The 15,370-nt window shown below is 70.3% G+C and carries 10 protein-coding genes and 1 pseudogene; 8 read left to right on the forward strand and 3 right to left on the reverse strand.

Translation table 11 applies throughout. The features are described from left to right. Positions 1-113, forward strand: a pseudogene (locus tag IE173_RS15545) (IS481 family transposase); the annotation flags it as partial. A gap of 147 nt (positions 114-260) precedes the next feature. Here the strand turns inward: IE173_RS15545 and yczE are convergent. Then, the gene (gene yczE, locus IE173_RS13770; RefSeq protein WP_229842119.1) at positions 261-872 is read right to left on the reverse strand and encodes a membrane protein YczE; all 612 of its coding nucleotides are present in this window, start codon (positions 870-872) and stop codon (positions 261-263) included. Between the two features lie 97 nt (positions 873-969). Here yczE and yczR point away from each other — a divergent pair, with 97 nt between their 5' ends. Both yczR and IE173_RS13780 read left to right on the forward strand, forming a co-directional pair. Continuing rightward, a complete protein-coding gene (gene yczR / locus IE173_RS13775) occupies positions 970-2,391 on the forward strand; it encodes a MocR-like transcription factor YczR (RefSeq protein WP_191284102.1) in 1,422 nt (473 codons plus the stop codon). Between the two features lie 123 nt (positions 2,392-2,514). Continuing rightward, positions 2,515-5,592 (forward strand): efflux RND transporter permease subunit, encoded by a 3,078-nt coding sequence (locus IE173_RS13780; protein ID WP_191284103.1) that lies wholly within the window; start codon positions 2,515-2,517, stop codon positions 5,590-5,592. Between the two features lie 102 nt (positions 5,593-5,694). On the opposite strand, the gene IE173_RS13785 is transcribed toward IE173_RS13780, so the two are convergent. Continuing rightward, a complete protein-coding gene (locus IE173_RS13785) occupies positions 5,695-6,615 on the reverse strand; it encodes an alpha/beta hydrolase (RefSeq protein ID WP_191284104.1) in 921 nt (306 codons plus the stop codon). Between the two features lie 300 nt (positions 6,616-6,915). On the opposite strand from IE173_RS13785, the gene IE173_RS13790 reads away from it, so the two are divergent. Next, positions 6,916-8,712, forward strand: coding sequence for a DEAD/DEAH box helicase (locus IE173_RS13790; protein WP_191284105.1), 1,797 nt, complete (start codon positions 6,916-6,918; stop codon positions 8,710-8,712). 283 nt (positions 8,713-8,995) lie between these two features. Here the strand turns inward: IE173_RS13790 and IE173_RS13795 are convergent, their stop codons facing one another. Then, positions 8,996-9,859 carry a DMT family transporter gene (locus IE173_RS13795; RefSeq protein ID WP_191284106.1) on the reverse strand — a complete coding sequence of 288 codons (864 nt, stop codon included), beginning with the start codon at positions 9,857-9,859 and terminating at the stop codon, positions 8,996-8,998. On the opposite strand from IE173_RS13795, the gene recQ reads away from it, so the two are divergent. The 4 genes from recQ to IE173_RS13815 all read left to right on the forward strand — a co-directional run bounded on the left by recQ (position 9,843) and on the right by IE173_RS13815 (position 15,369). Then, complete coding sequence (recQ, locus tag IE173_RS13800) at positions 9,843-11,771, forward strand: DNA helicase RecQ (RefSeq protein ID WP_373298476.1); 1,929 nt, start codon at positions 9,843-9,845, stop codon at positions 11,769-11,771. The genes IE173_RS13795 and recQ overlap by 17 nt on opposite strands. Further along, complete coding sequence (locus IE173_RS13805) at positions 11,768-12,325, forward strand: GNAT family N-acetyltransferase (RefSeq protein WP_191284108.1); 558 nt, start codon at positions 11,768-11,770, stop codon at positions 12,323-12,325. The genes recQ and IE173_RS13805 overlap by 4 nt, the downstream gene beginning before the upstream one ends. A gap of 9 nt (positions 12,326-12,334) precedes the next feature. Next, the gene (ypfJ, locus tag IE173_RS13810; protein WP_191284109.1) at positions 12,335-13,207 is read left to right on the forward strand and encodes a KPN_02809 family neutral zinc metallopeptidase; all 873 of its coding nucleotides are present in this window, start codon (positions 12,335-12,337) and stop codon (positions 13,205-13,207) included. A 128-nt stretch (positions 13,208-13,335) separates the two neighbouring features. After that, positions 13,336-15,369 carry an acyl-CoA dehydrogenase family protein gene (locus tag IE173_RS13815; protein ID WP_191284110.1) on the forward strand — a complete coding sequence of 678 codons (2,034 nt, stop codon included), beginning with the start codon at positions 13,336-13,338 and terminating at the stop codon, positions 15,367-15,369. Position 15,370 lies beyond the last annotated feature (1 nt).

Here is a 15,370-nt window from a genome sequence, read left to right on the forward strand (position 1 = left end):
ACGCCGACCGCAACACAGCCCTCGGCCCCTGGCTCGATCACTACAACTACGCTCGAGCCCACACCGCCTGCGGAGGCCAACCCCCCATCAGCCGCGTGTCACCAACGCTCTGACCGAATACATCTAGCGCGTGACGACGGGAGCCGAGGAGTACTACTCGGCCCTCGTCGGCACGCGGCGGTAACCGTCGGTCGCGACGGCGACGACGGTCGCCAGTGCGGCCCAGGCCGCGAGCGCGAGCAGCGCGATCGTCAGGGCGATCATGCGGGCACCTCCTTCACGGCGATCGGGGCGGCGGGTCGTTCGGGGACGCGCAGCAGGGGAAGCGTGACGTTGACCATCGGGCCGATGAGCAGCGCGAAGGCGAGCGTGCCGACGCCGAGCTGGCCGCCGAGCACGAAACCGACGGCGAGCACCGTGACCTCGATGCCCGTGCGCACGACCCAGATCGGCCAGCCGGTGCGGGCGTGAATCCCGGTCATCAGCCCGTCGCGCGGACCGGGTCCGAGGCGCGCGCCGATGTAGGCGCCCGTCGCCAGGGCGAGCAGCGCGAGCCCGCCGGCGAACACGACCGCCTGCTGCCACGGCACCGTCTGCTGCGGCACGAGCCAGAGGCCCAGTTCCGCACTCGGGCCGATGAGCAGCACGTTGAGCACGGTGCCGACTCCGGGCCTCTGGCGCAGCGGAATCCACAACAGCAGTACGAGGGCACCGACGACGTTGACGACGAGACCGAACGGGATGCCGGTCTGCCGGGTGATCCCCTGCGCGAAGACATCCCAGGGCGGCACGCCGATGCCGCCGCGCACCAGGAGCGCGATGGCGATGCCGTAGGCGACGAGGCCAACGATCAACTGGACCCCGCGACGCACCCATAGGAGCCGAGAGGAGGGGGCCGATGGGATCATGTCGCCAGCCAACCGCTGAATTGGCATGGGATCAAGAAGCCAATCCTGCTACTGTGGCCGGATGGCATCCCTCTCTGCCCGCGCCCTCGCCGCTCTCATCGTCGGCTGGCGCGACCTCGCCAACGGTCCCGCCTATGCCGCGCTCGCCGATCGCGTGCGACTGCTCATCCTCGACGGCCGCGTCGCCCTCGGCACCCGGCTGCCCGCAGAACGCGAGCTCGCCGCCCAGCTCGGCCTCAGTCGCACGACGGTGTCGGCCGCCTACGCCGACCTGCGCGACAGCGGATACCTCGACAGCGTCCGCGGCTCCGGCAGCGTCGCGCGCCTGCCCGCCCGCGGCGGCGTCGTGCCCGACGTGCTCGTCACCGACCAACTCGACTTCAGCAAAGCCGTGCTGCCCGCGCATCCGGCGGTCGCCGAAGCGGCGCAGCGGGCCGTCGCCGCCCTGCCGTCGTTCCTCGACGAGTCGGGATTCGACCCCTACGGGATGCGGCTCGCCCGCCAGGCGATCGCCGACCGGTACGCGGCCCGCGGGCTGCCGACGGATGCCGACGAGGTGCTGATCACCGTCGGAGCCCAGCACGGCATCGTGCTGCTCGCGCACACGCTGCTGTCACGGGGCGATCGCGCGATCATCGAGTCCCCCAGCTACCCGCACGCGGTCGAGGCCCTGCGGTCGGCCGGCGCCCGCGTCGTGACCGTGCCGGTGACCCCGGCGGAGGGCTGGGACGAGTCGGCGCTCGAGCAGGCCTTCCAGCGCACGAGCCCCGTGCTGGCCTACCTCATGCCCGACAACCACAACCCGACGGGCGCCACCATGCCGAAGGCGCAACGCGAGCGGATCGTCGCGCTCGCCGCCGAACAGGGCACCACCCTGATCGCCGACGAGACCATCGGCGGGCTCGAACTCGACGGGCAGGCGGTGCAACCGCCGTTCGCGACCCTCGGTCGCGCCGTCATGCTCGGGTCGCTCGGCAAATCGGTGTGGGGCGGGCTGCGGATCGGCTGGATGCGCGCCGACCGCGAACTCATCCAGCGCGTCGCGCGCAACCGGTTCATGACCGACCTCGGGACGCCCATCCTCGAGCAGCTCATCCTCGTCGAACTGCTCGCCGACCTCGACCGCATCCTCGACGACCGTCGCGCCTACCTGCGGGCGAGTCGCGACCACCTCGCCCGTCGCCTCGCCGCCGACCTCCCCACCTGGCAGATGCCGTCGGTCGCCGGCGGCATCGCGGCCTGGGTCAACATCGGGCTGCCGATCTCGTCGCAACTGGCGCTCGCCGCCCGCAACGAGGGTCTCGTGATCGCGGCCGGGGCACGCTTCGGAGTCGAGGGGCTCTTCGAGCGCTTCATCCGCATCCCGTTCACCTACCCGCCCGAGGTCATCGACCGCGGGGTCGACGCGCTCGCCGCCGCCTGGCGGTCGGTGACCCGCACCCCGCTCTCGGTCACCGACGGCGACTACGCCCAGGTGGTCTGACCTCTCAGCGATCTGTCAGCCGCGTTCATCCCGCGGGAGTACCGCGCCGCCCGCGTCGATTGCCATACTGACCCGGGCAGCACGGCGGCGTGCCTCCCGTCACCCCCTGCCTGAGGAGAAGTCGTGCACCTGCTGTCGGTGTTCAGTCTGCGCAACCGCGCACTCATCGCCCTGCTCACGATCGTCGTCGGAGTCTTCGGCGGCATCGCGCTGACCTCGCTCAAGCAGGAGCTCTTCCCGTCGGTGACGCTGCCGCAGCTCACCGTCATCAGCAGCTACCGCGGCGCGAGCCCCGACGTCGTCGAAGCCGACGTCTCGACCCCGATCGAGGCGGCGATCCAAGGGGTCGACGGACTCGAGGCCACCGCCGCGACGTCGGGCGCCGGGGTGTCCACCGTCACGGCGTCGTTCACCTACGGCACCGACCTCGCGCGTGCGGAGCAGAAGATCCAGCTCGCCCTCAACCGCATCGAAGACCAGCTGCCCGCCGCGGTCGACCCCCAGGTGGTGGCCTTCTCGCTGAGCGACTTCCCGATCGTCGTGCTCGGCGTCACCAGCGACCTGGACGCCGACGAGCTCTCGGCGATCCTGCGCGACCAGACGATCGTCGACATCTCGAACCTGCCCGGCGTCGGGCAGGCGACCCTGTCGGGAGCCAGCGGGCAGCGCGTCACCATCACCCCCGACCTCACGGCGCTCGCGGTTCAGGGCTTGAGCACGCAAGCGATCCGGGATGCCCTCGACGCGAACGGCGTTCTGCTCGCGACCGGCGTCATCGACGAGGGCGACTCCGAACTCATCGTGCAGGCCGGATCCCCGCTCGCCTCGGCCGACGACATCTCGGCGCTGCCCCTGCTCGGCGGCACCGGCGAATCCGTCACGATCGGTGACGTCGCCGACGTCGAGATCGTCTCCAACCCGGTGACCGCGATCTCCCGCGTCAACGGCGACCCGTCGCTCACCATCTCGATCACGAAGAACCCGGCCGCCAACACCGTCGACGTCGCCAACGAGATCGCCGCGGCACTTCCGGCGCTGAGCGCGGCCATCGGGGCGAACACCGAGTTCACGACGATCTTCAACCAGGCGCCGTTCATCGAGCAGTCGATCGAAAGCCTGGCCCTCGAAGGCGTGCTCGGCCTGACGGCGGCGGTGCTCGTCATCCTGCTGTTCCTGCTCTCGGTGCGTTCCACGCTCGTCACCGCCATCTCGATCCCCGTCTCGGTGCTGGTCACCTTCATCGGGATGCTCGCCACCGGATACACGATGAACGTGCTCACCCTCGGCGCGCTCACCATCGCCATCGGCCGGGTCGTCGACGACTCGATCGTCGTCATCGAGAACATCAAGCGGCACTTGTCACTCGGGGAGGAGAAGAAGACCGCGATCCTCTCCGCGGTGCGCGAGGTCGCGACCGCGATCACGGCCTCGACCGCGACGACGGTCGCCGTGTTCCTGCCCCTCGCCCTCGTCAGCGACGTCACGGGTGAGCTGTTCCGGCCCTTCGCGCTCACCATCACCATCGCGCTGCTCGCGTCGCTGCTGGTGTCGCTCACGATCGTTCCGGTGCTCGCCTACTGGTTCCTCAAGGCGCCGAAGCCGACCGGCGTGAAGGAGTCGGCCGAAGACGAACTGGACAAGCCGAACCTGCTGCAGCGCGTCTACCTCCCCGCGCTCAGCTGGACGGTGCGGCATCCGGTCATCACCCTCGGCGCGGCCGGGGCGATCCTCGCCGGAACCGTCGGGCTGGTGTCGATCACCCCCACCAACTTCGTCGGCGACCAGGGCCAGAACACCATCTCGGTGCGGCAGACCCTGCCCGCCGGCTCGAACCTCGCCACGATCGACGAGGCCGCCCACACGGTCGAAGACGCCCTGCTCGACATCGACGGCGTCGAGGTGGTGCAGGTCTCGATCGGCAGCGACAGCGCCTCGGTGCTCTCGCTGTTCCGCGGCGGGGCCGACGCCACCTACTCGATCACGACCGATCCCGACGCCGACCAGGAGGAGCTGCGGCTCGAACTGACCGAGGTGCTCGACGGGATCGAGGGGGCGGGCGAACTCTCCGTCGGCTCCGGCGGGGGTGGCTTCAGCAGCGACCTCGAGATCGACGTGCGCGCCGCCGACCCCGAGAAGCTCGCCGCCGCGACCGAAGAACTGCTCGCCGGCGCGCAGGATCTCGACGTCACCGCCCAGGCCGAGAGCAACCTCGCCGTCACCCAGCCGTACCTCGCGATCGAGGTCGACCGGCAGAAGGCGGCGGATGCCGGACTCAGCGAGATCGCGGTCGGCGGCATCGTCGCCGAGGCGATGCTGCCCGCTGCCGTCGGCTCGGTCACGATCGACAACACCGTGCTGTCGGTCTACATCACCAACCCGAACGCGCCCGTCACGGTGCAGGAGTTGCGTGACTTCCAGATCCCGACGGCTTTCGGACTCGTTCCGCTCTCCGACCTCGCCACCATCGAAGAGGTCGAAGCCCCCGCGACGATCTCGAGCGAACGCGGCATCCGCACCTCCACCATCACGGTCACCCCGGCGGTGCAGAACCTCGCGGTGGTCACCCCGGCGATCGAGCAGATGATCGCCGACGCCGACCTGCCCGACGGGGTCTCGGCCTCGGTCGGTGGTGTCGCCGCGGATCAGGCGGAAGGGTTCTCGCAGCTCTTCCTCGCCCTGCTCGCCGCGATCCTCATCGTCTACACGATCATGGTCGCCACCTTCCGGTCGCTGCGCCAGCCGCTGCTGCTGCTCGTCTCCATCCCGTTCGCCGCGACCGGCGCGCTGCTGCTGCAGATCGCCTCCGGCATCCCGTTCGGCATCGCGTCGATCATCGGTCTGCTGATGCTCGTCGGCATCGTCGTCACCAACGCGATCGTGCTCATCGACCTCGTGAACCAGTACCGCGAACGCGGGATGAGCGTGGTCGAGGCGATCCGTCATGGTGCGGCCCGTCGCCTCCGGCCGATCCTCATGACGGCACTCGCGACGATCGCCGCGCTGCTGCCGATGGCGATCGGGCTGACCGGGCACGGCGGCTTCATCTCGCAGCCGCTCGGCATCATCGTGATCGGTGGGCTGATCTCATCCACCGCCCTCACCCTGCTCGTGCTGCCCGCGCTCTACTCGCTCGTCGAGGGCTTCTCAGAGCGCCGGGCTGCCAAGCGCTCGACTCACCACGGCGCCCATAGCGTCGGCTGAACTCACGCGCTGCCCCGATCTGCTTACTCCGCCACATTCGCGTTGCTCCGCCAGATTCCCGCGGAGCAACGCGGAAATGGCGGAGTAGCCGGGTCTGGCGCACTAGCCGGGGCCGAGGGTGCGCTCGAAGAACGCGACGATGCGCGACTTGAGGTCGTCGTCGAGCAGCGCGATCGAGTGCAGGGTGCCGTCGGCGACGAGGAACTCGACGTCGATGCCGGCGGCGCGGAGGGCTTCGACGAAGTGCTCCGACTGCGCCAGCGGGATCTTCTCGACCGTCGAATGGGCGACGAAGAACGGCGGATCGCTCTCGTCGACGTGCGAGCTCGGCGATGCGGGTTCGGCGGCGGGGCAGTCGGCGAACGTCGTGCAGCCGAGGTACTCGAGTTGCAGCGGGGCGAAGTCGTCGGTGAGGTCGACGCCGGTGAGGTCGATGGGGGCGCTCAGATCGACGACGGCGGCGACGCGTGGCCCGGTCGAGAGGTCGCCGCTTCCTGAGGTTCCGAGCAGCGCCGCGAGGTTGCCGCCCGCCGACCCGCCGAAGACGCCGATGCGCTCCGGGTCGACGCCGAAGCGTTCCGCCTGCTCGTCCGCGCGCAGCCAGGTGACGGCGGCCTGTACGTCGGTGAAGCCCGCCGGAAACACCCACTCCGGCGCCAGGCGGTAGTCGAGCGAGAACGCCGGGTATCCCGCGGCCGCGAGCCAGGTGCAGACGGCCCGCCAGCCGACGCTGTCCTTCGTGCCCTCTCGCCAGCTGCCGCCGTGGATGATGAGGATGCCGGGCACAGCCGCCGAATCCCGGTCGAGGTCGGGCGGCAGGCAGGCATCCAGCAGCAGCGGCACGCCGTCGACGACCCGGTACTCGATGTCGGCGACCACGGTCACGTCGGGATCGGTCGCCAGGTCGGTGCCGACCGCGTCGATCTGCGGGTCGATGACGCCGGCATCCGAGCCCGTCGGCCCGCACGCGGCGAGCCCGAGCAGCGCGACAAGCGCAATCGGGATGACGCGGGCGGCGGACATCCCGGAAGCCTAAGCGAAGCGGCTATTTGCCCGAGATGGCCCCCTGCTCAGGCTGCGAGAGGGCCAATCTGGGCGAATAGCCGCTTCCCACGGGCGGGATGCTGTATCGTCGCTAGGTCGGCTCTCGACACGCGCCTCAGGCGCGAAAGCAAGACTGTAAGTCGAGCGGGCCGGATCGTGACTCAGTCGAGGCACGAGGAATCCATTCAGGAAAACGGCCCCGGTCTACGTATGCCCGGGTTCTCGGCGGGTGCTTCGGCGCGCGTCGCACGCTGAACACCGAGTAACGGAAGAACCAGAATGCCCACGAACAAGAAGGGCGCGCCCGTGCGCGCCGGCAACAAGAACGCGACCGGCGGAGCCAAGAAGGCGCGCTGGAGCACGGAGCAGCGCGCCGCGCAGGGCAAGTCGCCCGTGCGTCCGCGCGGAACCGCGACCCGGCCGGTGCGCGAGCGCCAGGCCGACTCGTCGGAGCGCCGCGACAACGTCGAGCGCGGTCAGTCGACCCGCCCCAACTGGGAGCCGCGCGCCAAGACCCCCAGCACCGGTGACCGCTTCTCGCGGTCCGATCGCCCGGCCCGCGACGGCTACGCGCCGCGCACCGATCGTGCGCCCCGCGATGACCGCGGTTACGCGCCGCGCACGGAGCGTCCGGCCCGCGAGGGCTACGCGCCGCGCACGGAGCGTCCGGCCCGCGAGGGCTACGCTCCCCGTACCGAGCGTCCGACCCGCGACTATGCCCCGCGCACGGAGCGCCCGCGCTATGACCGGGACGCCGCCCCGCGACGCGACCGCGACGCCTACCAGCCCCGCAACCGCGACGGTTATGAGCCCCGCGAGCGCGACCGCGCCGAGCGTCCCGCCGTGCACCAAGAAGATGTCGTGCTCGCCCGACTCGAGGCGCAGGCCGTCGACGCGACCGACATGCAGAGCAGCGGCTTCGGCGAGCTCGGCCTCGGCCAGAACCTCGTCCGCGTGCTCGCCGAGCTCGGGGCGGACACCCCGTTCCCGATCCAGGCGGCGACGATCCCGTCGGTGCTCGAAGGCCGCGACGTTCTCGGCCGTGGCCGCACCGGCTCCGGCAAGACGATCGCCTTCGGCGCTCCGCTCGTCGAGCGCCTCCTGCAGTCGCAGAAGGGTGCGACCGAACGGCGCAAGCCGGGTCGCGCACCGCGGGCCCTCATCCTCGCGCCGACCCGCGAACTCGCCCTGCAGATCGACCGCACCATTCAGCCGCTCGCCCAGAGCGTCGGGCTGTTCACCACGCAGATCTACGGCGGCGTGCCCTACGCCCGGCAGACCGGCGCGATCTCGCGCGGCGTCGACATCATCATCGGCACCCCGGGCCGCATCGGCGACCTCGTGTCGCAGGGCCGGCTCGACCTCTCGCAGGTCGTCATCACGGTGCTCGACGAGGCCGACCACATGTGCGAGCTCGGATTCCTCGAGCCGGTGCGCGAGCTGCTGCAGCGCACGAGCGACGGCGGCCAGAAGCTGCTCTACTCGGCCACGCTCGACTCGGGTGTCGCGTCGCTCGTCGAGGAGTTCCTCGTCGACCCGGCCGTCTACGAGATCTCCGGTGAAGACCAGGCCTCGAGCGACATCCGCCACATCGCGTTCCTGCTCGAGCAGCGGGACAAGCAGGATGTGCTGATCGAACTCGCCGCCGGACCGGGCAAGAAGCTCGTGTTCGCCCGCACCCGGGCGTTCGCCGAGCAGCTCGCCGACCTGCTGGATGACGCGGGCATCCGCGCCGAGAGCATCCACGGCGACCTCAACCAGGCGCGCCGCACCCGGGCGCTCGAGAAGTTCACGAGCGGTCGCGTCAGCGTGCTCGTCGCCACGGATGTCGCCGCCCGCGGCATCCACGTCGACGACATCGAACTGGTCATCCAGGCCGACGCGCCCGACGAGTACAAGGCGTACCTCCACCGCGCCGGCCGCACCGGCCGGGCCGGCAAGACGGGCACCGTCGTGACCCTCGTGCCGCGCAACCGTCGTCGCAAGACCGAGGATCTGCTCGCCCGCGCCGAGATCACCCCCGAGTGGATCTCGGTGCGCCCGGGCGACCAGGCGATCACCGACCTCGCCGGCTGAGTCGGCGCGTCACCCGTAGACACTCCCCGCGCTGTCAGCCGAAAGGCCGACAGCGCGGGGAGTTTCGCGTCCCGTACCGTCTGGGCAGGGCACTTCGACCATGAGGTCAACATCCTCACGACGCGTCCGGTCGGTCGGTGGCTCCGCCCGGGCTGCCCTCGGCGTCGCCCTGATGTGACAAACGACTCGCACCCCGCGTGTTGCGTCGCGTGTCGCGCCGTCCGTCCTCAGAGGCCGACATCCTGAAGATGACCGGGGCGGGATCCAGTCGGCGACCCGCCGGTCAGGCGGGGATCGCCAGCACCGCGGCGGCGGCGAGCGCGAGCGCCAGCCCGGCCCATTGCACGGGCGCGATGCGTTCCCGCAGCACGATCGCGGCGAGGGCGATCGTGCCACCCGGATAGAGCGCTACGAGCACACTCACGACGGTGAGGTCGCCCAGCCGTAGTCCGGTGAGGATGAGTACGTTGGCGGCGGCATCCGCGATACCGCAGGCGACGATGAGCCCCCACGCGCCCCGGAGCCCGGGAAAGGCGGGCACCCCGCGGCGACGGGCGGCCACGAGAAGCACGACGAGCACACCGGCCAGGATCGTGCCGGCGACGAGCCGGTTCGCGACGATCGGGTAGAGCCCCGAGTCGGCGGGCGCCCGGTCGACGAGGATGAAGAAGCAGCCGATCAGCAGCCCGGAGAGCGTCGCATAGACGAGCCCGCGCGCTCGGGGCCGGACGGCTCCCTTCTCGGGCACGAAGCCGACGAGCACGATCGCGACGAGCACACCGCCGAGTCCGACGTAACCCCACCACGGCAGCCGCTCTCCGCCCAGCAGACCCCAGGTCATCGGCACGAGCGCCGACAGCACCGCGGTGAGGGGAGACAGGATGCTCATCGGCCCGATCGCGAGAGCCGCGTAGAGCAGGAAGATCGCGGCGGACCCGGTGACTCCGCTCAGGCCACCCCAGAGGAACGCCTCGAACGAGGCGCGCGCCGGAAGGAGGAGCGCGACCGGCACCAGCAGGGCGAGCCCGACCAGCACGGCGAACGCGGTGACGACGACGGCGGCCGCGCGCTTGGCAGCGAGCCCGCCGAAGAAGTCCGCGACGCCGTAGGTGAGGGCGCTCGCCAGTCCGATGACGATCGCCAGCACCTCCCCAAGCTATCCGGTGGCACAGGTACCGACGGCCTCCACAGGTGCGCCTGCTCGATCAGCGGTGCGCCGTAGGGTGGGGCGCATGACGACCGCAGCTCCGGAGGCTCCGCTCGACGTGCTGCGCCGCGTCTTCGGGTACGCCGACTTCCGGGGCGAGCAGGCGAGCATCATCGACCACGTCGTGGCGGGCGGGGATGCCCTCGTGCTGATGCCGACGGGCGGCGGCAAGTCGCTGTGCTATCAGATCCCCGCCCTGGTGCGCCCGGGTACCGGTGTCGTCATCTCGCCGCTCATCGCCCTCATGCAAGACCAGGTGGATGCCCTTTCCGCGGTCGGAGTGCGGGCGGCGTTCCTCAACTCGACGCAAGACGCGGCGGAGCGGCACCGGGTCGAGTCGGAGTTGCTGGCCGGCGACATCGACTTGCTCTACCTCGCGCCCGAGCGGCTCAAGTTGCAGCAGACTCTCGCGCTGCTCGACCGGGTGCCGGTCGGGGTGTTCGCGATCGACGAGGCGCACTGTGTGTCGCAGTGGGGCCACGACTTCCGCCCCGACTACCTGGCCCTCTCGGTGTTGCACGAGCGCTGGCCGGCCGTGCCGCGCATCGCCCTCACGGCGACCGCGACCGAGGCGACGCGCAAGGAGATCGCCCAGCGGCTCGACCTGGCGGGCGCGCGGCAGTTCGTGTCGTCGTTCGACCGGCCGAACATCCAGTACCGCATCGACCCGAAGAACCAACCCCTCGCGCAGTTGCTGTCGCTCATCAAGAGCGAGCATTCGGGAGACGCCGGCATCGTCTACTGCCTGTCGCGGGCGAGCGTCGAGAAGACCGCCGACGCACTCGTGGCGGAGGGCATCCCGGCCCTGCCGTACCACGCGGGTCTCACCGCTCAGGTGCGCTCGCGCAACCAGTCGCGGTTCCTGCGGGAAGACGGCGTGGTGATGGTCGCGACCATCGCCTTCGGCATGGGCATCGACAAGCCCGACGTGCGCTTCGTCGCCCACCTCGATCTGCCGAAGAGCGTCGAGGGCTACTACCAGGAGACGGGACGCGCGGGCCGTGACGGGCTGCCGTCGACAGCCTGGCTCGCCTACGGGCTGCAAGACGTCGTGCAGCAGCGCCGCATGATCGACGAGGGCGAGGGCGACCGCGCGCACAAGCAACGCATGGGCCAACACCTGGATGCGATGCTCGCGCTGTGCGAGACGGTGTCGTGCCGCCGCCAGCAGCTGCTCGGCTACTTCGGTCAGCAGAGCGAGGCGTGCGGCAACTGTGACACCTGCCTCTCGCCCCCGGAGTCGTGGGATGGCACGGTACCCGCACAGAAGCTGCTGTCCACCGTCGTGCGACTGCAGCGGGAACGCAACCAGCGCTTCGGGGCGGGGCAGCTCATCGACATCCTGCTCGGCAAAGAGACCGAGCGGGTGCGCTCGAACCGCCACGACGAGCTGAAGACCTTCGGCATCGGCACCGAGCTGGGCGACCAGGAGTGGCGGGGCGTCGTGCGGCAACTGCTCTCGCAGGGGCTGCTCGCGGTGAGCGCCGACGGCTACGGCACGCTCGTGATCGCGCCCGCGGCGGCCGAGGTGCTCGACGGCTCGCGCCGGGTGATGCTGCGTCGGGAGCCCGAGCGCACGGCGAAGGTCACCAAGCAGCGCGCCGGGGTGGAACTGCCGGATGGCGCCCGCGGCTTGTTCGAGAAACTGCGGGAGTGGCGTGCCGGCGTCGCCCGCGAGCAGGGCGTTCCCGCGTACATCGTGTTCGGCGACGCGACGCTGCGGGGCATCGCGGTGACGAAACCGCAGACGCTGGAGCAGCTCGGCACGATCAGCGGGGTGGGCGAGAAGAAGCTCGAGGCCTACGGCGACGGTGTCCTCGAAGTGGTCGCCTCGATCGAGGAGGCGGCGTGAGCGCACTGCGCACCGCGCGGCTCCAGCTGCGCGAGTGGCGTGACGACGACCGCGACGACTGGGCGGCGATGAACGCCGATCCCGAGGTGATGGAGTACTTCCCGGCGCCGCTCGACCGGGCGCAGGCGGACGCCGCGTTCGACCGCATCCAGGCCGCACTCGCGGCGCGTGGCTGGGGCCTCTGGGCGGTCGAGCACGACGGCCGCTTCCTCGGATTCACCGGGCTGGCCCCGGTCGGGTTCGAGGCGCCCTTCGCTCCGGCGACCGAGATCGGCTGGCGCCTGCGACGGGATGCCTGGGGGCAGGGGTTCGCGACCGAGGCGGCGCGCGAGGCGATGCGTTTCGCGTTCGACGAGCTCGGGCTGCCGCAACTGGTGTCGCTCACCAGCGTCACCAACGCCCGCTCGCGCGCCGTCATGGCGCGGCTCGGCATGACGCACGATCCGGCCGACGATTTCGACCACCCGAATGTCCCGCACGGCAGCCCGCTGCGACCCCATGTGCTGTACCGCGCGCTCGCGCAAGGGGCTTCTCAACCACCCGGGCCCCGGTAGCGTTCCCTCATGACCTTCAACGACGACGCCGACATCCGGGGTGGCAGGGTATCCAAGCGCGGCCGCAACGCCGCGCTCGGAGCGGGTGGCGGCGGCCTCGTCGTGATCGCGCTGCTCGTGATCTCCCAGCTCACGGGCGTCAACCTCACCGGACTCGCGCCGCTGCTCGGCGGAGAGGGAGGAACCGGCGGCGAAGAGACGCCGCTCACCGAGTGCCTCACGGGTGAGGACGCCAACGAGAACATCGATTGCCGCATGCAGGGGGCGGCCACCTCACTCGATCTCTATTGGGAAACCCAGGTCGAGGGTTACGTAGCTCCGCAGCTCATCCTGTTCAGCGGCTCGGTCACCACCGGATGCGGAAACGCCACGAGCGCGGTCGGCCCGTTCTACTGCCCGCCCGACCAGATCGTCTACATCGACACCGCGTTCTTCCAGCAGCTGCAGACGCAATTCGGGGCGACGGGCGAGAGCCTGGCGCAGATGTACATCGTCGCCCACGAGTGGGGCCACCACATCCAGAACATCGTCGGCACGATGAACGGTCTCGACCTGCAGGACACCGGGCCGACCTCCGATGGCGTGCGGCTCGAGCTGCAGGCCGACTGCTACGCGGGCGCCTGGGTGGCCGCGGCGAGCGACACTGAAGACTCGAGCGGCATCGCGCTGCTCAAAGAGCCGACGGATGCCGAGATCGCCGATGCGCTCAACGCGGCCGAGGTGGTCGGCGACGACTACATCCAGGAGAACCTCGGCAGTGGTCAGGTGAACCCCGAGACCTGGACGCACGGTTCGAGCGAGCAGCGTCAGGCCTGGTTCCGCACCGGATTCACCCAGGGAGTCGGGGCCTGCGACACCTTCGCGGCGGGTGTGCAGCTGTAGGACTGCTCCGAACCCAACCCACGGAGCTTGTAGGGTCACCACAACTCACGCCACATCTCCAGTTCGTGATTTCGTAGCCCTCAACGACGAATCGGCACGCGCACGCCACCCGGACGTACCGTGTGGTCATGACGGATCTCGCTGATCGTGCTGCCCAGGTGACCCCCGGCGACGACGTGCACGTCGACGTCGCCGCGCTCGGTGAACTGCTGCTGGGTCGCTGGAAAGACGTGCGCCTCGCCTCGCGCGAGCTGATGAAGCGCGACGCGTTCCATCGCATCCCCGGCCAGTCGATGGACGAGCACCGGGAGCGCGTGCTCGGTCAGTTGAAGCTACTCGTCGACGAGCGCACCGTGCTGCGCGCCTTCCCCCAGCGGCTCGGCGGGCTCGACGACCACGGCGGCAACCTCGCGCAGTTCGAGGAGATCGCGATCGCCGACCCGTCGCTGCAGATCAAGTCGGGCGTGCAGTGGGGCCTCTTCGCCGCCGCGATCATGCACCTCGGCACCGAGTACCACCACGACACCTTCCTGCCCGGCGCGATGAGCCTCGCGGTGCCGGGTGCCTTCGCGATGACCGAGACCGGTCACGGATCGGATGTCGCGAGCATCGGCACGACGGCGACCTACGACCCGGAGCGGGACGAGTTCGTCATCGACACCCCGTTCCGCGCCGCCTGGAAGGACTACCTCGGCAACGCGGCCCTGCACGGGCAGGCCGCGGTCGTGTTCGCCCAGCTCATCGTCGGCGGCGTGAATCACGGCGTGCATGCCCTCTACGTGCCGATCCGCGACGGCAAGGACTTCCTGCCGGGCATCGGCGGCGACGACGACGGGCTCAAGGGCGGCCTCAACGGCATCGACAACGGCCGCCTGCATTTCACCGGCGTACGGGTGCCGCGCACCAACCTGCTCAACCGCTACGGGGATGTCGACGCGAACGGCGTCTACACGTCGAGCATCGCCAGCCCCGGTCGGCGCTTCTTCACGATGATCGGCACCCTCGTGCAGGGCCGGGTCTCGCTCGACGGCGCCGCGGTGATCGCCAGCAAGCTGGCTCTGAAGATCGCGATCACCTACGGCTCGGAGCGGCGCCAGTTCGCCGACGGCCCGAACGGCGAAGAGATCGTGCTGCTCGACTACCAGCGCCACCAGCGCCGGCTGATCACGCGGCTGGCCACGACCTACGCGATGGCGTTCGCCCACGAGCGGCTGCTCGAGACCTTCCACGCGGTGTTCAGCGGTGAGAAGGCGACGGATGCCGACCGCCAGGAACTCGAGACCCTCGCGGCGGCCCTCAAGTCGTTCTCGACCTGGTCGGCCCTCGACATCCTTCAGGAGTCGCGCGAGGCGTGCGGCGGTGCCGGCTTCCTCGCCGAGAACCGCCTCACCCAGCTGCGGCAGGATCTCGACATCTACGTCACCTTCGAGGGCGACAACAACGTGCTGCTGCAGCTGGTCGCGAAGCGCCTGCTCGCGGACTACGCGAAGGGCTTCAAGAACGCGGATGCCGCGGCCATCGCGGGCCTCGTCGCCGCGCAGGTGGGTGAGGTGGCGATCAACCGCTCGGGCCTGCGGTCGTTCGTGCAGAGCGTCGCCGACTTCGGGTCGCGCGCTCGGTCGATCGGCTTCGTGCGCGGGCCGGCGGCGCAGCGCCAGTTGCTCACCGACCGGGTGCACACGATGGTGGCCGAGATCGCGGGACGCCTGAAGGGGGTCGCGCAGTTGCCGACTCAGGAGGCCGCGGCCCTGTTCAACGCCAACCAGAACGAACTCATCGAGGCCGCCTACGCACACGCCGAGCTGCTGGAGTGGGAGGCGTTCACCGACGCCGTCGACCGCATCGCCGACCCCGGCACGAAGCAGGTGCTCACCTGGTTGCGCGACCTGTTCGGGTTCACGCTGATCGAGAAGCACGCCGCCTGGTACCTGATCAACGGGCGCCTCTCGACGGCGCGCGCCGTGGCGATCACCGACTACATCGACGACCGTCTGCTGCCGCGGCTGCGCGCGCACGCGCTCGACCTCGTGGATGCCTTCGGCTTCGCCCCCGAGCACCTGCGGGCGCCGATCGCGTCGGGTGCCGAGAAGCAGCGGCAGGATGAGGCTCGCGCCTACTACGCCGACCTCAGAGCCTCGGGTAAGGCCCCCGCCGCGGAATAGC

The sequence above is a fragment of the Pseudolysinimonas yzui genome, assembly GCF_014653215.1.
GTDB lineage: Bacteria > Actinomycetota > Actinomycetes > Actinomycetales > Microbacteriaceae > Pseudolysinimonas_A > Pseudolysinimonas_A yzui.

Coding starts and splice junctions, on each gene's coding strand:
- yczR (WP_191284102.1), top strand. CDS start 970: ATGGCATCCCTCTCTGCCCGCGCCCTCGCCGCTCTCATCGTCGGCTGG.
- IE173_RS13785 (WP_191284104.1), bottom strand. CDS start 6,615: ATGTCCGCCGCCCGCGTCATCCCGATTGCGCTTGTCGCGCTGCTCGGG.
- IE173_RS13790 (WP_191284105.1), top strand. CDS start 6,916: ATGCCCACGAACAAGAAGGGCGCGCCCGTGCGCGCCGGCAACAAGAAC.
- recQ (WP_373298476.1), top strand. CDS start 9,843: ATGACGATCGCCAGCACCTCCCCAAGCTATCCGGTGGCACAGGTACCG.
- ypfJ (WP_191284109.1), top strand. CDS start 12,335: ATGACCTTCAACGACGACGCCGACATCCGGGGTGGCAGGGTATCCAAG.
- IE173_RS13815 (WP_191284110.1), top strand. CDS start 13,336: ATGACGGATCTCGCTGATCGTGCTGCCCAGGTGACCCCCGGCGACGAC.